We start from the raw sequence: 21,204 nt of genomic DNA, 5'->3' as shown, positions 1-21,204 counted from the left end.
CCGCCGTGGCCGGCCCGTCTAGGGTGGGCGCATGGCCGAACGGCGTCCCTTGATCGCGCGCAGGCTGCGGCCGGGACACTGGGTCGCCGTCGACGTGTTCGCGGCCGCCGTCCTGGCCGCCGGGTTCTCGGTGCCGGCGGTGCTGGCGCCCGGGTCCGCCCGGGTGCCGCCCCTCGTGGCCGTGCCGGTGATCGCGCTGGCCTGCCTGCCGACGGCGGTGCGGCGCCGGTGGCCGGTGCCGGTGTGCGCGGTGGTCCTGGTGGCGGCGGGGTTCGCGCCGTTCGCCGGGTGGCAGGAGGCGTTCGTGCCCTTGGCCCTCGCCCTGCACGCGGTGGCGCTGCTGGCGACGCGCCGGACGGCGGTGGCGGCGCTGGTGGCCGCGCTCGCGGTGACCGCCGCCGGGGCCGCGATCGGCGCCCCCTCCTGGACGGAGGCGGCCTCGGCGGGCGGATTCGCCTGGCTGCTGCTCGGCCTGGCCTGGACGATCGGGCTCGCCGTACGGGAGCAGCGCGCGTACGCCGCGCAGGCCGTCGCACGGTCGGCGCAGGCCGCGGCGACGGCGGAACGGCTGCGGGTGGCTCGCGAGGTGCACGACGTCGTCGCCCACAGCATGGGCCTGATCTCCATGCGGGCCGGCATCGCCAACCACGTCGCCGCCACGCATCCCGAGGAGGCCGGCGAGGCGTTGTCGATCATCGAGGAGACCAGCAGGAAGGCGCTCACGGACCTGCGCGGCCTGCTGGGCCTGCTCCGCGACGCCTCCGGCGAGCAAGGCGGCGAGCAAGGCGGCGAGCCGCACCTGCCGGACACGCTGCGCGAGCTGGTCGCGGCGATCCCGGACGGTCACCTGCGGGTGGAGCTCGACGTCGAGCCCGGCCTCGCGCTCGGCGGCGAGGCGGCCCTGGTCGTCCGTCGCCTCGTGCAGGAGTCGCTGACCAACGTGCTCAGGCACGCCGGCCCGGCCCGGTGCCGGGTGGCCGTCCTCACCCGGGCGCGGCGCGAGGTGGTGGTCGAGATCGTCGACGACGGCCGCGGGGGCGCGCCGCGTCCGGGAGGTCACGGGCTGGCCGGTCTGGAGGAGCGGGTGATCCTTTACGGCGGGACGTTCTCGGCGGGGCCGGAGCCCGGCGGCGGATTCGCCGTCCGCGCGCGGCTGCCCTTGCCGGGCGGTTCCGGGAAGGACGAGGAGTGAGCACGTTCACGGTACTGATCGCCGACGACCAGGCGTTGCTGCGCGCGGGCCTGCGCAGGCTCATCGACACCGCCCCCGGCCTGACGACCGCCGGCGAGGCCGCGACCGGGCAGCAGGCCGTGGAACTGGCCCGCGACCTGCGTCCCGACCTGGTGCTCATGGACGTCCGCATGCCCGGCCTCGACGGGATCAAGGCCACCGAGCTGATCCGGGCCGACCCGGCGACCGCCGGAACACGGGTGCTGATGCTGACCACGTTCGACCTCGACGAGTACGTCTACGGGGCGTTGCGCGCCGGAGCCAGCGGATTCCTGCTCAAGGACACCGGCCCCGCCGGCCTGCTGGAGGCGCTGCGCATCGTTGGGGAAGGGCAGGCGCTGCTGGCCCCGTCGGTCACCACGCGGCTGATCGCGGAGTTCGCCCGGCGCGAGCCCGCCGCGACCCCCGCCCGGCTGACGGCGGGGCTGACGGCGGGGCTGGCGCAGGTGTCCGGCCGGGAGCGGGAGGTGCTCGTGCTGGTGGCCCGGGGGCTGACCAACCCGCAGATCGCCGAGCGGCTCGGCATCGGGCAGGCGACGGTCAAGACCCATGTCCGCAGCCTGCTGGCCAAGCTCGCCGCGCACGACCGGGCCCAGCTCGTCATCGCCGCCTACGAGGGCGGCGTGGTCACCGCCGGCGGGCGGGCGCCGTCAGCGGCGGTAGGAGACCTCTGGGAAGGCTGCTGACGGGCCCCGCAGCAACGCCTGCGGACGGCCGCGCAGCGTCTGCTCGAAGAAGGCCGTCGGGTAGGCGCGCTGGAAGGCCAGCGCCCGCTCGGCCGGGATCGTCCCGACGACCTCCGCCAGCTGCTCCTTCCCCAGCCCCAGCGGCCCGGCCGACATGGGGATGAGCAGGACGTCGTCGCCGAAGGAGTTGTGCGCCGCCCCCTTGAGCGTCACGTTGAGCCGCCAGCCCCGCAACCCGTCCCAGAAGGCACGCAGTGTCGGATTGGTGGCCATGCCGCCCTTCCCGTCGGTGTCGACGACCATGTACGGCCGGTCGAGGCCGGACTTCGCCACCTTGCCGAAGACGGCGCCGTCCAGGCCGAGCCCGGCCTTGATCCGCGGGTCGGCGTACATGGCCGAGGAGGTGGCCGCGCCGCCGAGCGAATGCCCGAACATCCCGATCCGCGCGAGGTCGAAGAGCGGCCTGCCGTTCCGTCCGGGCAGCTTCTCCTCCAGGGCGGGCAGGCTGTCCAGGACGAACCGCACGTCGGCCACCCGGACCTCGACCGCCTTGGCGAAGTCGGTCACCTCGGGCCCGGTCACCACCCGGCCGCCGGGGAACTCCACCACCGCCGCGTCATAGGGATGATCGACGGTGACCACCGCGTACCCCCGGCTGGCCAGCTCCTCGGCGACGCCGGTCCCGTAGGCGCGGGAGGCGTTGGCGCCCGGCGAGTACAGGACGACCGGCAGTTCGCCCAGGCTCGTGTCGGCGGGCGCGCCCTCGTGGCCGTCGGTCCTGTCCAGCAGCACCGAGCCCGGCTCCAGGCCGTTCATCTTCAGGTACCGGTCCGCCGCCGCCCTCGGCATCCAGGGGGCGACCGGGTGGGCCCCCACGTCCCGGGCCGGGTACCACAGGCTGACCATGAGCTCCCGCTTCCGGCCGGAGCCGTTCCAGGGATCCGCGCGGGACTGATCCACCAGGTGGACCGAGACCGTACCCACGGGATGCGGGCCCGTCGGCTTCGGCACCGTCAGACGCTGCGGCGGGGCGGAGCCGCAGCCGGCCAGCGTGAGAGCCAGGGCGGTGATGATGAGTGCACGTTTCACCCTTTTCACGGTGCCAACCGCACACGACGATCGCCTCTGACGTACGGAGGACTTCCGGCTCAACCCAGGAGGGTAGCGCTCAACGGAGATCGTCTTCAGGGATGACGCGCACCCGCCCCCGGCCCCGCCGGATCCCGGCGCGACTGATCACCCGGCACCGTCCACTGAGCCTACGGCGAGCAGCCGACGCGTGGAGATCCAAATGGGACGGCTCCCGGATTGGCCCCCATCGCCCCCGGAAATGAGAGAAGGGGCTTCGGATGATCTCCGAAACCCCTTCACCTGCGTCTTGCGAGTGGGCGATACTGGGATCGAACCAGTGACCTCTTCGGTGTGAACGAAGCGCTCTCCCGCTGAGCTAATCGCCCGCCCTGTCGGCGCCTTGCGGTGCTGACGGGGAAAACCATACCGCACTCTCGGGGTGGTGGCGAAACGGAGCGGTCGCGGGGCGATCTTCGGGAGCTCCGGGCGCGAGGGATTCGAGCGAAAGGCGGCGGTTGCCCGTCGGCGTGGTGGGTCGGTGTCATACCATCGTCGTGTCCCGGAAGACACCGATCGCGATCTTTTCGGTAGAAACGTTCTTGGTCGAGCCCGTCGGGGCAGGCTCTACAACAGCAAAACCCTCGCAAATACGACCCGATTGATGCCGTTTAGCCAGGTAGATGCCTAAATGTCCAGCTGTGATGTGCGTTACAGAAGGCCCTTGAGGCGGAATCTTTCCTACAGGTTTCTTCGTTCCGCGTCATAGCTCAGGACGAAGTCCGTCAGAGCAGTGAAAGCCCCGAAGAGGGGACCTACGACGAAAAGGTTTGGCTGACGATGAACAGCACCACCGTCTCCGCCGAGCTTGGCCTTCGGCTAGTGGTCCCCGACCGTACTACCGTCCCCCTGCTCGCCGGACTGAGCTACACAGCCGACGATCCGTATGCCATCCGCATGGCCTTCCACGTAGGGAACGACGAGCCGGTCGAGTGGATCTTTGCTCGTGAACTGCTGACCGTAGGCATCGTGCGGCGGGTCGGCGACGGCGACGTGCAGGTGTGGCCCGCACGCGCCGATGGCGAGCGCACCCTGCACATCAGCCTCACCTCGCCGTTCGGGCAGGCGCTCTTCGAAGTGCCGCTGGCCCCCCTCACGGAGTTCCTCCACCGGACGTACGAGAAGGTGCCGGCGGGGCGCGAGACCGACTTCATGGACCTGGACGCCGAGCTCACCAACATGCTCTGGCCGTCCTGAACCAGCGCACCCGAGGCCCCGGCGTCCACCCCGACGCCGGGGCCTAGGCATGTGCGGCGTCAGGACGGGAGGGACGGGAGCGTGGTCGCGGCCTGGCGCATGCGTTCGATCTCGATGCTCTGGCCGGAGTAGACGTCCCTGGCCAGCAGGCGCATGCGGTAGTCGCGGCCGCCGGCCAGCTCCTCCCCCGCCATCTTCACCGCGCCCTGGTGGTGCCTGGTCATCAGGGTCAGGAAGAGCCGGTCGAACGCGGCTCCCTTGGCCCCGCGCAGGGCGTTCAGCTGCTGTTCGGTGGCCATGCCGTAGCCGGCCGCCGCGCCGTGGTCGTGGCCGTCGGGGGCCTGGCGGCCGAGTTCGGCGAGCCAGACGGTCATGGACCTGATCTCGGGGGTCTGGGCGGCGGTGATCGAGCGGGCGAGCGCGCGGATGACCGGGGTGGTCGTACGGGCCTCGACCAGGGAGGTCATCTCCAGCGCCTGCCGGTGGTGCGGGATCATCGCCTCGGCGAAGCGCACGTCGGCGGCGAGGGTGGGGGCCGGGCTCGGGCCGACGCGTTCCCCGGGGGTCGCCGTCCGGGCGGGGGCTCCGGGGCTGGCGGGCACCAGGACGGGGGCGTCCGTCCCGACGACCGGGATGTCCGGGACGGACGGCTGAGAACAGGCCGAAAGCGCAAATGTCATCACAACTGTGATGGAGATCGTACGCGGCCACCAACGTGCTGGCATAACTTCCATAGTGAGCCACGAGAGTTAAAGGGGACGCGTGTTGATCTTCGCCAAGTTGCGCGGAGCGGTGTTGTGCGCGGCGTTGTTGCTGGCCTCGGCGTGCGCGGCGGAGCCGCCGTCGGCCGGTGATCCGGGGCCGGCCTCCGCGCAGGAGAGCGGCACGGCGTCCGGCACGGCGTCAGGCACGGGCGAGGTGCTGACCAGCGCCAACGTCAAGCACGTGGCGAACGTCCCGCGCTCCGGCCCGTTCGCCGGGGACGACGACTTCAACACCGACCTGGCCTTCCAGGGCGATTACGCGTTCGTCGGGAACTTCGCCGGTTTCACGATCTACGACATCAGCGACCCGGCCAAGCCGAAGACGGTGAGCCAGGTGTCCTGCCCGGCGCAGCAGAACGACGTCAGCGTGCACGGCGACCTGCTGATCCTGTCGATCGACGAGCCGCGCGACGGCGAGGGCTGCGACTCCGGCGAGACCTCCCGCGCCTGGGAGGGCCTACGCCTGTTCGACGTCAGCGACAAGAAGAGCCCCCGCTACGTCGGCGCGGTGCGCACGGACTGCGGCTCCCACACGCACACCATGGTGCCCGCGGACGACAAGCTCTACGTCTACGTCTCCTCCCCCGGCCCCGAGCCGGACTCGCAGACGTGCCCGGCGCCGCACCAGAACATCCAGATCGTGGAGATCCCGCTCGACGACCCCAGGTCCGCCAAGGTCGTGGCGCAGCCGAACATCTTCTCCCAGCAGCAGAACACCGAGATGTTCGCGGGCTGCCACGACATCACCGCCTACCCGGAGAAGAAGCTCGCCGCGGCGGCCTGCTTCGGCGACGGCGTGCTGCTCGACATCTCCGACCCGGTCAAGCCGCGGGTGATCCAGCAGATCCGCGACACCGAGAACTTCCAGATCTGGCACTCGGCGACGTTCAACAACGACGCGACGAAGGTCGTCTTCGGCGACGAGCTGGGCGGCGGCAGCCAGGCCACCTGCGACCCCGGCACGCCGCGCACCAAGGGCGCCGACGCCGTGTACGACCTGGTGAACGGCAAGCTGGAGCGCCGCGGCTACTTCAAGATCCCGCGGAACCAGGAGAAGGACGAGAACTGCGTGGCCCACAACGGCTCGCTGGTCCCGGTGAAGGGCCGGGACGTCATGGTGCAGTCGTGGTACCAGGGCGGGGTGTCGATCTGGGACTTCACCGACTCGGCCGCGCCGAAGGAGATCGGCTTCTTCGAGCGGCGCCGGTACCCGGAGGGCGGCATCGCCGGCTCATGGTCGGCCTACTACTACAACGGCTACATCTACTCCAGCGACATGCGCGAGGGCCTGGACGTGCTGCGCATCGACGACCCGATCACGGATCCGGCCAAGCAGGTGAAGATGGCCGACTTCAACGTACAGACGCAGAAGTCGTACTGACGGATGAAGGGACAGGGCCCCGGAGGCGGGGCCCTGTCGAGGGCGGGTCAGGGGTTGAGGTCGGCGGCGGCGCGCTCGGCGAAGATCCGCATGGCCTTGGCGGTGATCGGGCCGGGCGCGGCGGGCAGCTCGGTCCGGTCGACCAGCCTGATCGGCTGGATGTCGCGGGTGGTGGAGGTGAGGAACGCCTCCTCGGCCTCGTACAGGGCCTGCAGCGGGACGTCGGTCTCCTCGCCGCCGCACCATTCGAGCACCAGCGCGCGGGTGACGCCGGCCAGGCAGCCGGAGGCGAGCGTGGGGGTGATCAGGCGGCCGTCGCGCACGATGAAGATGTTGGAGCCGGTGCCCTCGCACAGGTCGCCCGCGAGGTTGCCGAAGATCGCCTCTCCGGCGCCCTGGTTCTTGGCGTGCAGCAGGGCCTTGGCGTTGTCGCCGTAGGAGGTGCTCTTGACGCCGGACAGCGCGCCGCGCTCGTTGCGCGGCCAGGGGACGACGGCCACGTTGGCGGTCTCGGGGAACGGCTTCTGCTCGTCGATGATGACGATCGAGGTGGTGCCCTGGTTGCCCCGGTCGGAGCCGAGCGGGCCCGGACCGCTGGTGTAGGTGATGCGGATGCGGCCGAGCGACCAGGCGGGGGCGGCCGCCAGCAGCTTGCCGACGCCTTCGGCGATGGCCTCGACGTCGGGCTCGGGCAGGTCCATGCGCTGGGCCGAGAGGGTGAGCCGGTCGAGGTGCCGGGTGAGCGCGAACGACTCACCGTCGACGATCTTGATCGTCTCGAAGACGCCGTCGCCGACCATGAGCCCGTGGTCGAACACGGAGACGGTGGCCTGCGCGGGGTCGATCAGTTCCCCGTTGACCCAGACAGGGATGTTCATGCGTTTCCTCCTGAGGATGCCAGTGAGATGAGCCTGGACGCCTTCAGCTCGGTCTCGGACCATTCACGCGCGGGGTCGCTGCCCCACGTGATGCCCGCGCCGGTGCCGAAGCGGATCTCGCCTGCTGAGATCCAGAATGTTCTGATGCCCACGGCCAGCGCCGCCCTGCCCCGGTCGGCGTCGACCCAGCCCACGGCACCACAGTAGGGCCCCCGGGGGACCGGTTCGAGCTCATTGATGATGCGCAGAGCGGACGACTTGGGCGCGCCCGTGACAGACCCGGGCGGGAAAGTGGCGGCGAACAGCTCCGGCCAGCCCGCTCCGGGCGCGAGCCTGGCCCGCACGGTGGAGACGAGGTGGACGAGACCCGGATGCTCCTCGACCGCGCACAGGGAGGGCACCTCGACCGAGCCGACCGCCGCGACCCGGCCCAGGTCGTTGCGGACCAGGTCGACGATCATGACGTTCTCGGCGTAGTCCTTCTCCAGCAGGTCGGCGGCGGTGACGCCGGTGCCCTTGATGGGGCCGGACTCCACGACGTCGCCCTCGCGCGACAGGTAGAGCTCCGGCGAGGCCGACACCACGCTCAGGCCGGGCACGTCGACGACGGCGGCGTACGGGGCCGGGTTGCCCTCGGCCAGCCGCGCGGCCAGCGCCAGCGGGTCGGCGCCGGGCGGGACGGGAGCGGACAGGACGCGGCAGAGGTTGGCCTGGTAGACCTCGCCCCGCTCGATGCGGTCGCGGATCGCGCGCACGCCGCGCTCGTAGGCGGCCCGGTCGAGCGAGGTATGCCACTGGCCCGGTCGTGGACCGTGCCAAGGGCTCCTGGGCGAGGGCAGCGCGGACGGGCGCACGCGGTCGAAGCGGGCGCAGGTCGCCTTGCCCTCGTAGTCGACGACAACGGCCCACCAGCCCTCGCCGTCGAGGGCGGCGAGGTCGGTCGTCACGTCGCGGAGTCCGGTGGCGAGCTGACCGTTTAAGTGGGCGAAACCGTCGTACACATCTCCCATTGTCCCAGCATTTCGACCAGTTCCAGCGCCGAGGGCAGGGGAACCTCGGGAAGGGCCGCGTACACCGTGCGGACGGGGGTGGTCTCGCGCAGCGGCTTGAGCACCAGGTTCGGCGGCACCGCCCGCGCGGCCAGCTCCGGCACCAGCGTCACGCCGAACCCGGCGGCGACGAACCCGAACTTGCCCGACCATTCGGCCACCCGCAGCCCGCCGCGCGGCGTGAACCCGGCGGCGGCGCACGCGGCCACCAGCGGCGTCGGCTGCCCGCGCGGCGCGGCCTCGATCCAGCTCTCCTCGGCCAGATCGCGCAGGTCCACGTCGGGCTCGGCGGCCAGCGGGTGTCCGGCGGGCAGCGCGACGAGCAGCCGGTCCTGGCAGAGCCGGACGAGCCGGGCGTCCTCGGCGGGCAGCCCGGCCGGGTAGTCGCTGATCACCGCCACGTCGAGCGCCCCGGCGTGCAGGCGTTCCATGAGCCGCGAGGTCAGCGCCTCGGTCATCCGCAGCTCGACGCCGGGATGGGCGGCCAGGAAGCGCTTCAGCGTGGACGGCATGAGGTCGACGTTGGCGGTGGCGAACGCGCCCACGCGCAGCGTGCCGCCGCGCCCGGCGTGGATGGCGGCCAGTTCCTCGCCGGCGCGGGCCAGCCGGTCGAGCACGGCGACGGCGTGCCGGTGCAGGGCCGTGCCGGCGGGGGTCAGGCGCACGCCGCGCGGCAGGCGTTCGAACAGGGGGCCGCCGCCGGACCGTTCCAGCGCGGCGATGCGCCGGGAGACCGCGGACTGGGTGTAGCCGAGCAGCTCGGCGGCGGCGGTGAAGGAACCGCTCCTGGCCACCTCGTCGAAGAGGCGGAGGGCTTGGAGGTCGAAGGCATTCGTCTCATGCATGGCTGCCATGCAATCTAGTCGGTGGTGGAATACCTCGCATCCCTGTTGACTGTTCCCGTGATTGCATTTCTCGGACAGGGACGCATGGGCGTCCCCATGGCTCGGCGACTCGTGGAGGCCGGGCACAAGGTGACGACGTGGCGGCGTGGGGCCGGTGTGACGGTCGCTGAGGCGGTGGACGGCGCCGAGCTGGTGATCAGCATGCTCAGCGATCCGGCGGCGGTGCGCGAGGTGCTGACGGCCGCGCTGCCCGGTCTGCGGCCCGGCGCGACGGTGGTGGAGATGTCCACGATCGGCCCGGAGGCGGTGCTCGAGCTGCGCGCGCTGCTGCCCGCGTCGGTGGCGCTGGTGGACGCGCCGGTGCTGGGCAGCGTGGGCCCGGCGGCCGACGGCTCGCTGGTGGTGCTGGCCGGTGGTGACGTGTCGGGCTGCCGCGAGGTGTTGTCGGTCTTCGGCGGCGTGCGCGAGACCGGGCCGCTGGGGTCCGGCGCGGCGATGAAGGTCGCCGTCATGAGCGCGATCGTGCCCGCGCAGGTGCTGGTCGCCGAGACGCTGGCGTACGGGGCGGCGCACGGCGTGGACCGGGACGCGCTGCTCGACGTGCTGGCCGGCACGCCGCTCGGCCAGGTCGCCGAACGGCTGCGCACGCCCGCCGCCGAGACCCGCTACTCGCTCGGCCTGGCCGCCAAGGACCTGGAGCTGGCGGCGTGGGAGGGCGCGTCGATGGCCACGGCCGCCCGGCGGCGCCTGCAGGAGGCGCGGGCGGCCGGGCTGGGCGAGCGCGATCTGACGGCGGTGGCCGGGCACGTCGGCGGCGGCCCCTACACCGGCACCGGCACCGGCACCGGCATCGACACCGCGCCCGCTGCCCCCGCCGCGCGGGCGGTGCCGCTGAACCTGTCGACGATCCCGGCCACGAACGGCGCGTACTCGCACGCCGTGCGGGTCGGCGACATGCTCTACGTCTCCGGCCAGGCCGCCTTCGACGAGCAGGGGCGGGTGGTCGCCCCCGGCTCGCTGAAGGACCAGGCCGAGCACATCTTCGCGGTCACCACGCGCATCCTGGCCGACCAGGGCGCGACCTGGCGGGACGTCGCCTTCATCCGCACGTACCTGACGGACATGGACGACATCGTCCAGCTCAGGGACGTGCGCAACCGGTACGTCACCGGCACTCCCCCGGCCAGCACGACCGTCGAGGTGTCGAAGCTGTTCCGGCCGGGGCTGGTGATGGAGATGGACCTGATCGTCGCCCTCCCCCGCTGAGCGGGACGGGCTAGTCGAGCGGCCCGGTGACCGACTCCGCCGCGGCCACGACGCCGCCCTCGGTCACCAGCCGCACGGCGGACTCGATCTCCGGCGCGAGGAAGCGGTCGGGACCCGGCGCGGGCACGTTCTCGCGCAGCGCCCTGACCACGGCCGCGGTCGCCGGCGCGGGCTCCAGGGGGGCGCGCAGGTCGAGCGCGCGGGCCGCGGTGAGCACCTCGACGGCCAGCACCCGCGTCAGCCCGTCGATCGACCTGCGCAGCTTGCGCGCCGCCGACCAGCCCATGGAGACGTGGTCCTCCTGCATGGCCGAGCTGGGGATGGAGTCGACGCTGGCGGGCACGGCCAGCCGCTTCAGCTCCGAGACGATCGCGGCCTGCGTGTACTGGGCGATCATGTGGCCGGAGTCGACGCCGGGGTCGTCGGCCAGGAAGGCGGGCAGGCCGTGGTTGCGGGCCACGTCGAGGAAGCGGTCGGTGCGGCGTTCGGACATCGAGGCCAGGTCGGCGGCCACGACGGCGAGGAAGTCGAGCACGTAGCCCACGGGCGCGCCGTGGAAGTTGCCGTTGGACTCCACCCGGCCGTCGTCGAGCACGGCCGGGTTGTCCACGGCGCTGGCCAGCTCCCAGCCGGCCACGGTGGCGGCGTGCGCGATCGTGTCACGGGCGGCGCCGGCGACCTGCGGGGCGCAGCGCAGCGAGTACGCGTCCTGGACGCGGGTGCACGCCTGCGGGTCGCGGTGGCTGGCCATGACGCCGGAGCCGGCCAGGACCTTGGTCATGTTGGCGGCGGACCTGGCCAGGCCGGGGTGCGGGCGCAGGGCCTGGAGCTCGGGCATGAAGACGCGGTCGGTGCCGAGCAGCGCCTCGACGCTCATCGCCGCGCTGATGTCGGCGGTCCTGACCAACTTGGTGAGGTCGGCGATGGCCAGGATGAGCATGCCGAGCATGCCGTCGGTGCCGTTGATCAGGGCCAGGCCCTCCTTGGCGGCCAGCTCGACCGGCTCGATGCCGGCCTGCTTGAGCGCCTCCCCGGCCGGCTGGAGCTCCCCGGCCGCGTCGCGCACGACGCCCTCGCCCATCAGCGTCAGCGCCACGTGGGCCAGCGGCGCGAGGTCGCCGGAGCAGCCGAGGCTGCCGTACTCGTGCACGACCGGCGTGATGCCGGCGGTGAGCAGCGCGGCCAGGGTCTTGGCGGTGCCCGGCCTGATGCCGGTGTGGCCGGTGGCCAGGGTGTGCAGGCGCAGCAGCATGAGCGCGCGCACCACTTCGGTCTCCACCTCGGGGCCGCTGCCCGCCGCGTGCGAGCGCACCAGCGAGCGCTGGAGCTGGGCGCGCAGCGCGGGGTCGATGTGCCGGGTGGCCAGGGCGCCGAACCCGGTGGAGACGCCGTAGGCGGGCACGGGGCTCTCGGCAAGTTCGTCCACCCGCTGGCGGGCGGCCGCCATGGCGGCCACCGCGTCGTCGGTGAGCTGCACGGCGGCGCCGTGGCGGGCCACCTTGATGACGTCGTCGAAGCTCAAAGGCTCGGGGCCGACGTTCACGACTCCGTTGTCGCGCATGATCGTCTCTCTCGCTTAGGTAACCGGCGTACCCGATGTTAGCTCCTTACTCGGGAAGATCGCCGCCAGCCCCTCCCTGCCCTCGTCGGTGAGGACCACCGCGCGCGGCACCGAGCCGCGCCGGTACCAGCCGCGTTCCAGCAGGACGTCGGTGATCGCGGCGCCCAGAGCTCCGCCGAGGTGCGACCGGCGTTCGGTCCAGTCGAGGCATTCCGGGGCGAAGCGCCGCCTGGTCCTGCGGGCGCCCTCGACGTCCACGCCCATGCTCGTCAGCAGCCGTTCGCCGTCGCGGGTGAGGTCCTGGCCGTCGTAGAAGCCGCCGTCCCTGAGCCGGTCGAGCAGGGCGACGCCGGCGCGTCCGGCCAGATGGTCGTAGCAGGTGCGGGCCTCCTCCAGCAGGCGCGCCTGCCGGGACTGCCGCAGGGAGCGCACCGGCGGGCGGGCGCTCACCCGGGCCAGGGTCTCCAGCACCTCGGCGATCTCGTGCCCGGCCAGCCGGTAGTAGCGGTGGCGGCCCTGCCGGACGACGTCGACCAGGCTTCCGTCGAGCAGCCGGGCCAGATGGGCGCTGGCGGTCGCGGCGCTCACCCCGGCGACCCTGGCCAGCTCGCCGGCGGCCAGGGCCCGGCCGCCGAGCAGCGCCGTCAGCATGGCGGCCCTGGTGGGGTCGGCGATGAGCGCGGCGACGGGCGCGATGTCGGCGTCGCGGGCGATGTGCTCCATGCCCACGACGCTAACGCACGGACATTTCGCCCGGGGACGAAGTGTCAGCCGCTCCCCAGGGCCTTCCTGATGATCTCGCGGGCCCGGTCCATCAGCGCGAGGGGCGTGCCGATCAGCACGTTCTTCGTCGCCGACTCCACCCCGGGACGCGGCCGCAGCGGCCCGACCGCCTCGGCCGCCCGCACCGCCGCCGCCATGGCCCGGCGTTCCACGACGGAGGTGCTGTGGCGGAGCTGGGCGAACTCGTAGCGCTCCTCGCTGCGGGCGTGCATGGTGACCGCCGTGCGCAGCTCGGCCAGCTTCTCCCAGAACGCCGGGTCGTCCACGCCCGCCCGGTCGATCTCGACGAGCAGCCGCTTGGCCCGGTTCTCCTCGGCCAGCCGGTCGGCCACCACGCCGGGGCCGCCGTCCACCTTCCTGCGCGCGTAGGGGTGGACGATCTCCTCCTCGGCGGTCTCGTGCACGGCCAGCAGGCGGATCAGCCGCTCGAACGCCTCCTCCACCCGCTCCGGCGGCGCCTGCTCCACCTCGTCGAACAGGTCCCTGATCTGGCCGTGCTGGGCCATCAGCACGTCGATGACATCGTGTTCAGCCACGTCCAGCGGCCTACCCGGGCACCGGACGGGCACGCGCCTCCTTACCGAACGCGGATCGTTCGGCGACGCAACGCGGAGGTTGCCCCACCAGGCCGCGGGTAGGCGCAGCGACATGGCCTTCGACCCACTTCAGGAGCGGGGCATCCCGCTGGACGAGCAGCTGCGCGACTGGCGGGAGCTCAACACATCGCCCATCGATCCCGACCACGCCGACCCGTACACCCGTTGCCGGATCATCACGATGAACGGCATCGAGACCGAGGCGGTCCTGTTCAGCCACCAGCTCGCCCGCCACTGCACCGACCTGGAGCTGAAGCGGCAGCTCGCCCGGGTGCGCCACATCGAGGCGCAGCAGCAGAAGGCGGTCAACTGGCTGCTGCCCGGCGTCGCGTCCGTGCTGGAGACCACCATCGCCTACGAGCAGGTCGCGGTGGACCTGACGGCGTGGGTGGCGCGCATGGAGCCGGACCCGTACCTGACGCAGGCGTACCAGTTCGGGGTGCTGGAGGACTTCGACCACCTCTACCGGTACGCCAACCTCTACGAGATGATCGAGCACCGCAAGGCCGAGAAGATCGTGGACGGGGTCACCGAGGTCATGCCGGGGCGGCCGACGTACCTGCACCACCGCGACCCGGTCGACAACGTGCGCGAGCCGTACGACCGGCACCGCACCGAGCCGCTGTCGAAACTGCACGCCCTGACCGTCATGGCGGCCGAGCAGCAGACCATGAACTTCTACATGAACGTCGGGCCGCTGGCCATGGAGCCGATCGCCCGGCAGCTCTACCAGGAGATCGCCATGGTGGAGGAGGAGCACGTCACCCACTACGAGTCGCTGGTCGACCCGGGCGAGAGCTGGTGGGAGATGCTGCTCAACCACGAGTACAACGAGTGCTACCTCTACCACTCGTTCATGGAGACCGAGTCCGACCCCAGGGTGAAGGCCGTCTGGGAGCTGCACCTGAACATGGAGATCGAGCACCTGCGGCTGGCCTGCGAGCTGTTCAAGCGGTTCGACGGGCGCGATCCCGACCAGGTGCTGGCTCCCGAGCTGCCGCCGCCGGTGACGTTCGAGCCGAACAAGGCGTACCTGCGGGAGCTGCTGGCCACCCAGATCGACTGCACCACGCTGGGCACCGGGTACGTCCAGGAGGCCCACGAGCGCTTCACGCGCATGCAGGAGGCGGTCATGGGCGGGGAGAAGCCGCCGTCGGAGCGGGTCATCGACGACAACCGGGCGGTGTCGGGCCGGGAGTACCGGCTGGAGACGGAGGGGCCGCATCCGGCGGGCATGCAACTGGGCCGCTGACCGGGGCGCCCGCCGCGGTCCCGCCCCTGGCCCGGGGTTCCGCTCCGGGTTCCGCTCCGGGGCGGTGGACGCGGCCGGGCCGCACCCGGGACGACCTGCGCGGAAGCGGTCCGGTTTGGGGACTCGGCGAGGATTCGCTAGAGTTCTCTCGTCGCCCGGCACGAGCGGGGCGCACGCGGAAGTGGCTCAGTGGTAGAGCATCACCTTGCCAAGGTGAGGGTCGCGGGTTCGAATCCCGTCTTCCGCTCGGAGCTTCCGGCTCGGTGGCGTGGCCGAGAGGCGAGGCAGCGGCCTGCAAAGCCGTCCACACGGGTTCAAATCCCGTCGCCACCTCTACGAAGGACGATTAGCTCAGCGGGAGAGCGCTTCCCTGACACGGAAGAGGTCACTGGTTCAATCCCAGTATCGTCCACCATCTCTCATCAGCCAGGTCGGCGGGGTCGCCGACCTGGCTGATGCTTTTTCGCGGCCCTTCCGGGCCTGGCGTCTGTAGCAAGCGTTTGGTTCGATCAGGGGCATGGACGTTCAGGAGATCGCCGACCGGCTGGAGATCACCGACCTGCTGGCCCGATACTCGCGGGCCGTCGACTCCGGCGAGTGGGACCTGCTCGACGAGGTGTTCAGCCCGGAGGCGGTCATCGACTACCGGTCCGCGGGCGGGATCAGGGGCGGGCCGGCGGAGGTCAAGAGCTGGCTGGCCGAGGTGCTGACGCACTGGCCCGGACGCCTGCACCTGATCGGGGCCGCGCGGATCGTCCTCACCGGGGACGAGGCGCGGATCAGCGCCCCGTTCACCGACACCCTCGCCCCCACCCGCGACATGGCCGCGGCCGACACCAAGGGGTTCCTGCACGGCGGCGGCTGGTACCACCACCGCATGCTGCGCACTTCCGACGGCTGGCGCAGCCAGGAACTGGTGGAGGAGCAGTGCTGGCGCACAGCCCAGTAACCCCCAGACACCCGTGCCAGGCGGGCCCCTCGGCCGCTTCCGACCGACCCGCATCCCGACCGGGCGGCTCCCCGGCCGGGCCACCTCCCGACCGGCGGCCTCCTATCCGGGCGGCTCCCGCACCGGCGGCTCCCTGAACGGGCCGCATCATGGCCGGGCCGCATCATGGCCGGGCCGCATCATGGCCGGGCCGCACCCTGGCCGGGCCGCACCCTGGCCGGGCCGCACCCTGGCCGGGCCGCACCCTGGCCGGGCCGCTTCCCCGCTCACCGGCCCCCCGTCCGGGTGGCTTCATGCGTCCGGTTGGGTCAGTGTGGCTGGTTGGGGTGGGTTGTGGTGAAGGGGAGGAGGGTGCGGGCGGTCTGGTGGGGGTCCTCCAGGATGGGGGTGTGGCCGAGGCCGGGCAGGAGCGCGATCTCGGCCCCCGGCACGACGCGGTAACCGGACGCGGACGACGACCGCCACCGCCGGTCGTCCGCGCCGAAGATCACCAGCAGCGGCTTGCCCAGGGGCGCCAGCCGGTCAGGGAGCGGCCGCTCGCTCAGGTAGTCCCGGGTGCCCTGCATGGTCGCGGCGAGCGTGTGGAGGGTCATGCACCGGACCTCGTCCAGCAGCTCGTCCGGGGGCCGGTAGCCGGGACGGCTGAAGCCCGGGCTCGCGAACAGGCGGATCTGCTCGTCGGTCGGCGGCCACTGCGTGGGGGCGAAGGCGGCCGACGCCGGGGCGATGAAGGCGTCCAGGCCGGGGCCGGTGTTGATGAGGACGAGCGCCGTCACCAGGCCGGGACGCTGCTCGGCCAGGGCGGTGGCGACCGCGCCGCCGCTGGAGTGGCCCGCGACCACGGCCTCCCGCACGCCGAGCAGGTCCAGCGCCTCGCCCACCCGGCGCGCCTGGTCGGGGGTGGTGTAGCCGCGGTCGTCCGGTTTGGCGGAGCGGCCGTGGCCGAGCAGGTCGATCCGGATGACGCGATGGGAGCCCGTGAGCAGGGGGACCATCTCGTCCCAGGATCGGGCCGAGGACGCCGAGCCGTGGATGAGGAGGAGGGCGGGGGCGTCGCGGGGGCCGTCCTGGCAGACGTGGAGGTCGCCGTCGTCCAGGGAGAGGATCGTGCTCTCGGTGGTGTCGCCGTGGGAACTGGTCATGGGGCCACTGTGGCGGCCGTCCGGCGCCGGAGGATTGGACGAATGTTCCCGCGGGCCGCTAGACGTTCGCCGACATCGAGAACCAGAGGTCGCCGGACTGCTGCGCAAGGCGCGGTTCAGCCCGAGGATGCCGGAACCAAGCGGGACGTCACGAGGCGATGACCACATGGCTTCGCTGCCGCTGGTCGAAACGCCCCCTCACGGGCGAGGCGAACGGGATTGCTCCCCGATCGACGCATGACCGCCCCGGGGTGGCCTGGTGCGGCGGAGGAGGCAGGTGGGTGGGTGGAGACGGCAGGTCCCCACCTTCCCAACACGAGGAGGGCAGCGCGGAGGTGGCGGCCGAGGCCGGTTGGAGGTGGCAGGCCCACACATGGAAGGGCAGGTCGGAAGGGGCAGGGCGGGCGAGAGGTGGCAGGCCCACGCACGTCCGACGCGGAGAGGGGCACGGCTTACGGGGCGGGCAGGGGGCAGTGGGTGGCGTCCGTGGCGTAGGACAGGAGGAGGTCGCGGGCCGTGTCCGTGTCGAACGGCCGCACCGCGTCCACCAGGTGCAGCCCCAGCCCGTCCTCCAGCGCCACCAGGTTCCTGGCGATCGTCATGGCGTCCCGGGTCAGCGTGAAGACGCCGGTCGCCGAGCCCGCCTCCAGGATCGCGGCGTACAGGGCCACCTGCCGCTCGTACAGCCTGATGTGCTGGGCCGCGTACGCCGGGTCGCGCCGGGCGTGCGCCCCCAGCTCGTACAGCAGCACGCACAGCTCGTCGCCCGGACCGGCGGGCAGGCCGCTGCCGATGGTGATGGCCAGGCGCCGGCGCAGGTCGGGCTCGCGGGCGGCGGCGGCCTCGCGGGCCGCGCAGAACCGGTCGACCGCCTCGCGCTGCACCTCCTGCAGCAGCCCGGCCATGCTCGGGAAGTAGTACAGCACCGACCCCGCCGACATGCCGGCGACCTCGGCGACGTCGCGCAGCCGCAGGTCGAGGATGCCGCGTTCGAGCACCGCCCGGCGGGCGGCGGAGACGAGTTCGGCCCGCTTCTCCCGGGCCCGGCTGGGTCGCGCCATGGCCGCGATTCTTCATAGGCGCTTCAAAAAACGCAAGCCGTCCTTGACGAACGCCCCGGATAGTTCTTTGATACTCGCTCAAGGAACCCCCCAAGGAGGCGTCGTGGCAACAACGGCCGCCCATCCACACCTGCACCGGGGACTCAAGCTCCTCGGCACCCTCCTCCTCACCCTGTCCGCCATCACCCCCGCGTCCTCGGTCTTCATCATCGCCCCCGGCGTGATCTCCCAGGCCGGCAGCGGCGCGATCCTCAGCTACCTGGCCGGCGCCGTCGTGGGCGTGTTCATGGCCTTCGTCTACGCCGAGCTGGGCTCGGCGTTCCCGCTCACCGGCGGCGAGTACGCCATCACCGCCCGGACGCTCGGCCGGCTGCCCGGCTTCGTGGTGCTCGGGCTGATCCTCATCACGCAGCTGCTCATCATCGCCGTCATCGCGCTGGGCGTGGGCGCGTACCTGTCGGTGGTGTTCCCGGGGCTGGACGGGCCGCTGGTGGCGGCCGTGACGTGCCTGCTCACCACCGTCGTGGCGGTCTTCGACATCAAGCTGAACGCCTGGGTGACCGGGGTGTTCCTGGCCATCGAGATGATCGCGCTGGTGGTCGTGGCGGCGCTCGGCCTGTTCGATCCGCAGCGCTCGCCGGTCGAGCTGATCACCCATCCGGTGGTCGCCGGGGACGGCGGCGCGCTGGTGCCCGCCTCGCTGGGGCTGATCGGCGCGGCGACCGCGGTGGCGATCTTCTCCTACAACGGGTACGGCTCGGCGGTCTACTTCGGCGAGGAGGTGCACGACGCGCCCAGGAGCATCGCGCGGACCGTGCTGTGGGCGCTGGGCGTCACCGTGGCGGCCGAGCTGGTGCCGGTGACGGCGGTGCTGGTGGGCGCGCCGTCGCTGGAGGGCCTGTTCGGCGCGGAGAACATGATGCAGTACTTCGTCACCGCCCGCGCCGGGTCCGTGGCCAACACGGTGATCTCCCTGGCCGTCGCGCTGGCCATCCTCAACGCCGTGCTGGCCATCATCCTCATCACCTCGCGCATGTTGTTCAGCACCGGACGGGACCGCGCCTGGCCCGCGCCGGTGAGCCGCCTGCTGTCGTCGATCCACGCCCGGTACGGCTCGCCGTGGGTGGCCACGGTGCTGACCGGCGTGGTCAGCGCGGCCTGCTGCTTCATCGACGAGCGCTTCCTGCTGGTGGTGACCGGCACCTCGATCGTGGCCGTGTACGCGGCGCTGTGCCTGGGCGCGATCGCCGGGCGGCGCAACGGCACGACCGGCCACGCGGCGTACCGGATGCCGTGGTTCCCGCTCGCGCCGGTGCTGGCGCTGGCCGCGCTGGCGTACGTGATCTACCTCAACGCGCTGGACCCGGCGATCGGCCGGCCGAGCCTGTACGTCACCGCCGGGATCGCGGTGGTGTCGGCGGCGTACTATCTGGGGGTGCTGCGGCGGCGCGGCGGGTGGGATCTGGCTGAACCATGAGAGTGATCATCTTCGGGGCGACCGGCATGGTCGGGCGCGGCGTGCTCAGGGAGTGCCTGCTCGACGAGCGCGTGACCGCCGTGCTCACGGTCGGCCGGTCGCCCACGGGGACGGTCCATCCCAAGCTGCGCGAGCTGATCCACGCCGACCTGTCGGACCTGTCGGCCGTCGAGGGCGAGCTGTCCGGCTACGACGCGTGCTTCTTCTGCCTCGGCGTGTCCTCGGCGGGCATGAGCGAGCGGGAGTACCGGCACGTCACCTACGACTGCACGCTGGCGGCCGGCACCACGCTGGCCCGGCTCAGCCCGTCCTCGACCTTCGTCTACGTCTCCGGCGCCGGCACCGACGAGCACGGCCGCGCGATGTGGGCCAGAGTGAAGGGCGCGACGGAGAACGCGCTGCTCGCGCTGCCGTTCCACGCCTACATGTTCCGCCCCGGCTACATCCAGCCGATGCACGGCGTGACTTCGCGCACCCGCTGGTACCGGCTGGCCTACGTGGTGGCCGCGCCGCTCTACCCGCTGCTGCGGCGGCTGTTCCCGGCGCAGGTGACGACGACCGAGCGCATCGGCCAGGCGATGATCACCGTGGCCGAGCGCGGCGCGCCCGAGCGGATCCTCGGCCCGGCGGCGATCAACGCCCTGTGACGGCGGCCCGCGGCACCGGCCGCCCGGCCCCCGGCATCAGCGGCACGGCCAGCAGCGAGGCGAGCGCGGCCAGCCCCCACACCGCCTCCCACGAGGCGAGGCCGAGCACCACCGGGACGAGCAGCGGGGTCAGGAAGCCCGAGGCGAAGCAGGCGGTGCCCTCCAGGCCGAGCGCGGTGCCCGCCCTGGCCGCGCCCGCCATGGCGGCGATCTCGGTGTAGGCGATGCCGTGCCAGGAGTTGGCCAGCAGGCCGCCGATCGCCAGGGCGGCGACGGTGAGCGGGGTGGGCGCCGAGGTGAGCACCGCGGCGGCGGCCATCACGACCCCGGACAGCGTCCCGATGGCGCGGATCCAGGTGCGCCGGCCGCCGCGGCGGTCGGTGCGCCGGCCGGTCCAGATGCGCGCCGCGCCGCCGCCGAGCTGGGCGAGGAGCACGGTGAGGGCGGCCAGGCCGGCGCCGGCCCCCTTGACGTCGTGCAGGAAGATCGCGGTGAAGGACAGCACGGCGAACTGCGGCACGGTGAGCAGCCCGCTGGCCAGCGCCACCCGCCACACGTCCCAGCGGCGCAGCGGGGAGGGGCCGGGCTCCGGGGCGGCGGCCGGTGCGGCGGCCGGAGCGGGCTCGTGCAGCCAGCGCCAGGTGGCCGCCGCCGCCAGCAGGCAGAACACCGCCGGTACGGCGTAGACGGCGCGGAACCCGTACCGCTCGGCGAGCCAGGGCAGCAGGGCGACCCCGACCGCGCCGCCGACGGGGATGGCCGTCTGGCGGACGCTCATGGCCAGCCCGCGCTCGCCGTCGGCGAACCAGGTCATGACGGCTCGCCCGGAGGCGCCGTTCACGCTGCCGCCCAGCGCTCCGGCGGCCAGCAGGCACGCCGCCAGCAGGGCCGCCCCGGCGTGCTCGGCCGGCGTGACGGCGGCGGCCATCACCGCCAGCAGCGCGCCCGTGGCGGTCAGCCCGGCGAGCAGCACGCGGCGGTCGCCCCACCGGTCGGTGAGCATGCCCCACGCGATGTCGGAGGCGGCCACGCCCAGCCCCAGGCAGGACAGGACCAGGCCGAGCGAGCCCAGCGACAGGTGGTAGCCCGAGCGCATGGAGACCGCGGTCAGCGGGATGCCGGAGAACATGGCCGAGAAGCTGGCCTGGGCGCCGACGCCCACGGACAGCACGACCCACCGGTGCCGCGCGCCGAACCGGCGCGTCCCGCCGCGGACGGTGACAAGTGTCGCCATTGATGCCCCCAAGTAACCGGATTCAGTGGTTAGCAACCCTGGCAGCGCCGGAAGTAACTTGTCAACGCGGTTACTAT

20 protein-coding genes and 4 tRNA genes are annotated in these 21,204 nt (G+C 72.5%); 12 read left to right on the top strand and 12 right to left on the bottom strand.

Going from position 1 to position 21,204, the window contains the following annotated elements:
- The first annotated feature begins 31 nt into the window (after positions 1-31).
- Both ACIBST_RS25935 and ACIBST_RS25930 read left to right on the top strand, forming a co-directional pair.
- On the top strand, positions 32-1,192 hold the full coding sequence (locus ACIBST_RS25935; protein ID WP_397175246.1) for a sensor histidine kinase: 1,161 nt from the start codon (positions 32-34) through the stop codon (positions 1,190-1,192).
- Positions 1,189-1,917 carry a response regulator gene (locus tag ACIBST_RS25930; RefSeq protein ID WP_397175244.1) on the top strand — a complete coding sequence of 243 codons (729 nt, stop codon included), beginning with the start codon at positions 1,189-1,191 and terminating at the stop codon, positions 1,915-1,917. The genes ACIBST_RS25935 and ACIBST_RS25930 overlap by 4 nt, the downstream gene beginning before the upstream one ends.
- Here the strand turns inward: ACIBST_RS25930 and ACIBST_RS25925 are convergent.
- Together ACIBST_RS25925 and ACIBST_RS25920 are read right to left on the bottom strand one after the other, a co-directional pair.
- Complete coding sequence (locus ACIBST_RS25925) at positions 1,882-3,006, bottom strand: alpha/beta hydrolase family protein (protein WP_397175242.1); 1,125 nt, start codon at positions 3,004-3,006, stop codon at positions 1,882-1,884. The two genes, ACIBST_RS25930 and ACIBST_RS25925, sit on opposite strands and share 36 nt — an antisense overlap.
- A 296-nt stretch (positions 3,007-3,302) precedes the next feature.
- A tRNA-Val gene (locus ACIBST_RS25920) sits at positions 3,303-3,374 on the bottom strand.
- A gap of 451 nt (positions 3,375-3,825) precedes the next feature.
- Here ACIBST_RS25920 and ACIBST_RS25915 point away from each other — a divergent pair.
- Positions 3,826-4,242, top strand: a complete 417-nt coding sequence (locus tag ACIBST_RS25915) for an SsgA family sporulation/cell division regulator (RefSeq protein ID WP_020547189.1) — start codon at positions 3,826-3,828, stop codon at positions 4,240-4,242.
- 59 nt (positions 4,243-4,301) lie between these two features.
- On the opposite strand, the gene ACIBST_RS25910 is transcribed toward ACIBST_RS25915, so the two are convergent.
- Complete coding sequence (locus ACIBST_RS25910) at positions 4,302-4,922, bottom strand: DUF305 domain-containing protein (RefSeq protein ID WP_397175241.1); 621 nt, start codon at positions 4,920-4,922, stop codon at positions 4,302-4,304.
- Positions 4,923-5,004: 82 nt separating this feature from the next.
- Here ACIBST_RS25910 and ACIBST_RS25905 point away from each other — a divergent pair, with 82 nt between their 5' ends.
- Positions 5,005-6,387, top strand: a complete 1,383-nt coding sequence (locus ACIBST_RS25905) for an LVIVD repeat-containing protein (protein WP_397175239.1) — start codon at positions 5,005-5,007, stop codon at positions 6,385-6,387.
- Positions 6,388-6,434: 47 nt separating this feature from the next.
- Here ACIBST_RS25905 and ACIBST_RS25900 read toward each other — a convergent pair whose 3' ends face one another.
- Genes ACIBST_RS25900 through ACIBST_RS25890 form a run of 3 tightly spaced genes read right to left on the bottom strand, consistent with a single transcriptional unit; the run spans position 6,435 to position 9,159 of the window.
- On the bottom strand, positions 6,435-7,265 hold the full coding sequence (locus tag ACIBST_RS25900) for an aminotransferase class IV (RefSeq protein WP_397175237.1): 831 nt from the start codon (positions 7,263-7,265) through the stop codon (positions 6,435-6,437).
- On the bottom strand, positions 7,262-8,212 hold the full coding sequence (locus ACIBST_RS25895) for a chorismate-binding protein (RefSeq protein ID WP_397175235.1): 951 nt from the start codon (positions 8,210-8,212) through the stop codon (positions 7,262-7,264). Before ACIBST_RS25895 ends, ACIBST_RS25900 begins: the two co-directional genes overlap by 4 nt.
- Positions 8,213-8,241: 29 nt before the next feature.
- Positions 8,242-9,159, bottom strand: a complete 918-nt coding sequence (locus ACIBST_RS25890) for a LysR family transcriptional regulator (RefSeq protein ID WP_397175233.1) — start codon at positions 9,157-9,159, stop codon at positions 8,242-8,244.
- A 21-nt stretch (positions 9,160-9,180) separates the two neighbouring features.
- On the opposite strand from ACIBST_RS25890, the gene ACIBST_RS25885 reads away from it, so the two are divergent.
- A complete protein-coding gene (locus ACIBST_RS25885; RefSeq protein WP_397175231.1) occupies positions 9,181-10,425 on the top strand; it encodes a Rid family hydrolase in 1,245 nt (414 codons plus the stop codon).
- Positions 10,426-10,435: 10 nt separating this feature from the next.
- Here the strand turns inward: ACIBST_RS25885 and hutH are convergent, their stop codons facing one another.
- The 3 genes from hutH to ACIBST_RS25870 are packed head-to-tail and all read right to left on the bottom strand — an operon-like array spanning position 10,436 to position 13,305.
- On the bottom strand, positions 10,436-11,986 hold the full coding sequence (hutH, locus tag ACIBST_RS25880; protein ID WP_397175229.1) for a histidine ammonia-lyase: 1,551 nt from the start codon (positions 11,984-11,986) through the stop codon (positions 10,436-10,438).
- A 15-nt stretch (positions 11,987-12,001) separates the two neighbouring features.
- Complete coding sequence (locus ACIBST_RS25875) at positions 12,002-12,709, bottom strand: ArsR/SmtB family transcription factor (protein WP_397175227.1); 708 nt, start codon at positions 12,707-12,709, stop codon at positions 12,002-12,004.
- Between the two features lie 44 nt (positions 12,710-12,753).
- Positions 12,754-13,305 carry a hemerythrin domain-containing protein gene (locus tag ACIBST_RS25870; protein WP_387664948.1) on the bottom strand — a complete coding sequence of 184 codons (552 nt, stop codon included), beginning with the start codon at positions 13,303-13,305 and terminating at the stop codon, positions 12,754-12,756.
- A gap of 112 nt (positions 13,306-13,417) precedes the next feature.
- Here ACIBST_RS25870 and ACIBST_RS25865 point away from each other — a divergent pair, with 112 nt between their 5' ends.
- The 5 genes from ACIBST_RS25865 (at position 13,418) to ACIBST_RS25845 (ending at position 15,566) form a co-directional block, all read left to right on the top strand.
- Entirely contained in the window at positions 13,418-14,617 is a 1,200-nt protein-coding gene (locus ACIBST_RS25865) for a hypothetical protein (RefSeq protein WP_397175225.1), read from the top strand.
- A 175-nt stretch (positions 14,618-14,792) separates the two neighbouring features.
- Positions 14,793-14,864 (top strand) — tRNA-Gly (locus ACIBST_RS25860).
- A 15-nt stretch (positions 14,865-14,879) separates the two neighbouring features.
- Positions 14,880-14,950, top strand: a tRNA-Cys gene (locus ACIBST_RS25855).
- A 7-nt stretch (positions 14,951-14,957) separates the two neighbouring features.
- A tRNA-Val gene (locus tag ACIBST_RS25850) sits at positions 14,958-15,032 on the top strand.
- A 102-nt stretch (positions 15,033-15,134) separates the two neighbouring features.
- Entirely contained in the window at positions 15,135-15,566 is a 432-nt protein-coding gene (locus tag ACIBST_RS25845) for a nuclear transport factor 2 family protein (protein WP_397175223.1), read from the top strand.
- Between the two features lie 308 nt (positions 15,567-15,874).
- On the opposite strand, the gene ACIBST_RS25840 is transcribed toward ACIBST_RS25845, so the two are convergent.
- Positions 15,875-16,708, bottom strand: a complete 834-nt coding sequence (locus ACIBST_RS25840; RefSeq protein WP_397175221.1) for an alpha/beta fold hydrolase — start codon at positions 16,706-16,708, stop codon at positions 15,875-15,877.
- A 452-nt stretch (positions 16,709-17,160) separates the two neighbouring features.
- On the bottom strand, positions 17,161-17,769 hold the full coding sequence (locus ACIBST_RS25835) for a TetR/AcrR family transcriptional regulator (protein WP_397175220.1): 609 nt from the start codon (positions 17,767-17,769) through the stop codon (positions 17,161-17,163).
- A 103-nt stretch (positions 17,770-17,872) separates the two neighbouring features.
- Here ACIBST_RS25835 and ACIBST_RS25830 point away from each other — a divergent pair, with 103 nt between their 5' ends.
- On the top strand, positions 17,873-19,246 hold the full coding sequence (locus ACIBST_RS25830) for an APC family permease (RefSeq protein ID WP_397175218.1): 1,374 nt from the start codon (positions 17,873-17,875) through the stop codon (positions 19,244-19,246).
- On the top strand, positions 19,243-19,893 hold the full coding sequence (locus ACIBST_RS25825) for an NAD(P)H-binding protein (protein ID WP_397175216.1): 651 nt from the start codon (positions 19,243-19,245) through the stop codon (positions 19,891-19,893). Before ACIBST_RS25830 ends, ACIBST_RS25825 begins: the two co-directional genes overlap by 4 nt.
- Here ACIBST_RS25825 and ACIBST_RS25820 read toward each other — a convergent pair.
- Positions 19,880-21,127, bottom strand: coding sequence for an MFS transporter (locus ACIBST_RS25820; RefSeq protein ID WP_397175215.1), 1,248 nt, complete (start codon positions 21,125-21,127; stop codon positions 19,880-19,882). The two genes, ACIBST_RS25825 and ACIBST_RS25820, sit on opposite strands and share 14 nt — an antisense overlap.
- Positions 21,128-21,204 lie beyond the last annotated feature (77 nt).

The sequence above is a fragment of the Nonomuraea sp. NPDC049684 genome (assembly GCF_044465345.1).
Lineage (GTDB): Bacteria > Actinomycetota > Actinomycetes > Streptosporangiales > Streptosporangiaceae > Nonomuraea.
The sequence above is the reverse complement of the archived record's forward strand: the minus strand, read 5'-3'. Positions and strand labels throughout refer to the sequence as shown.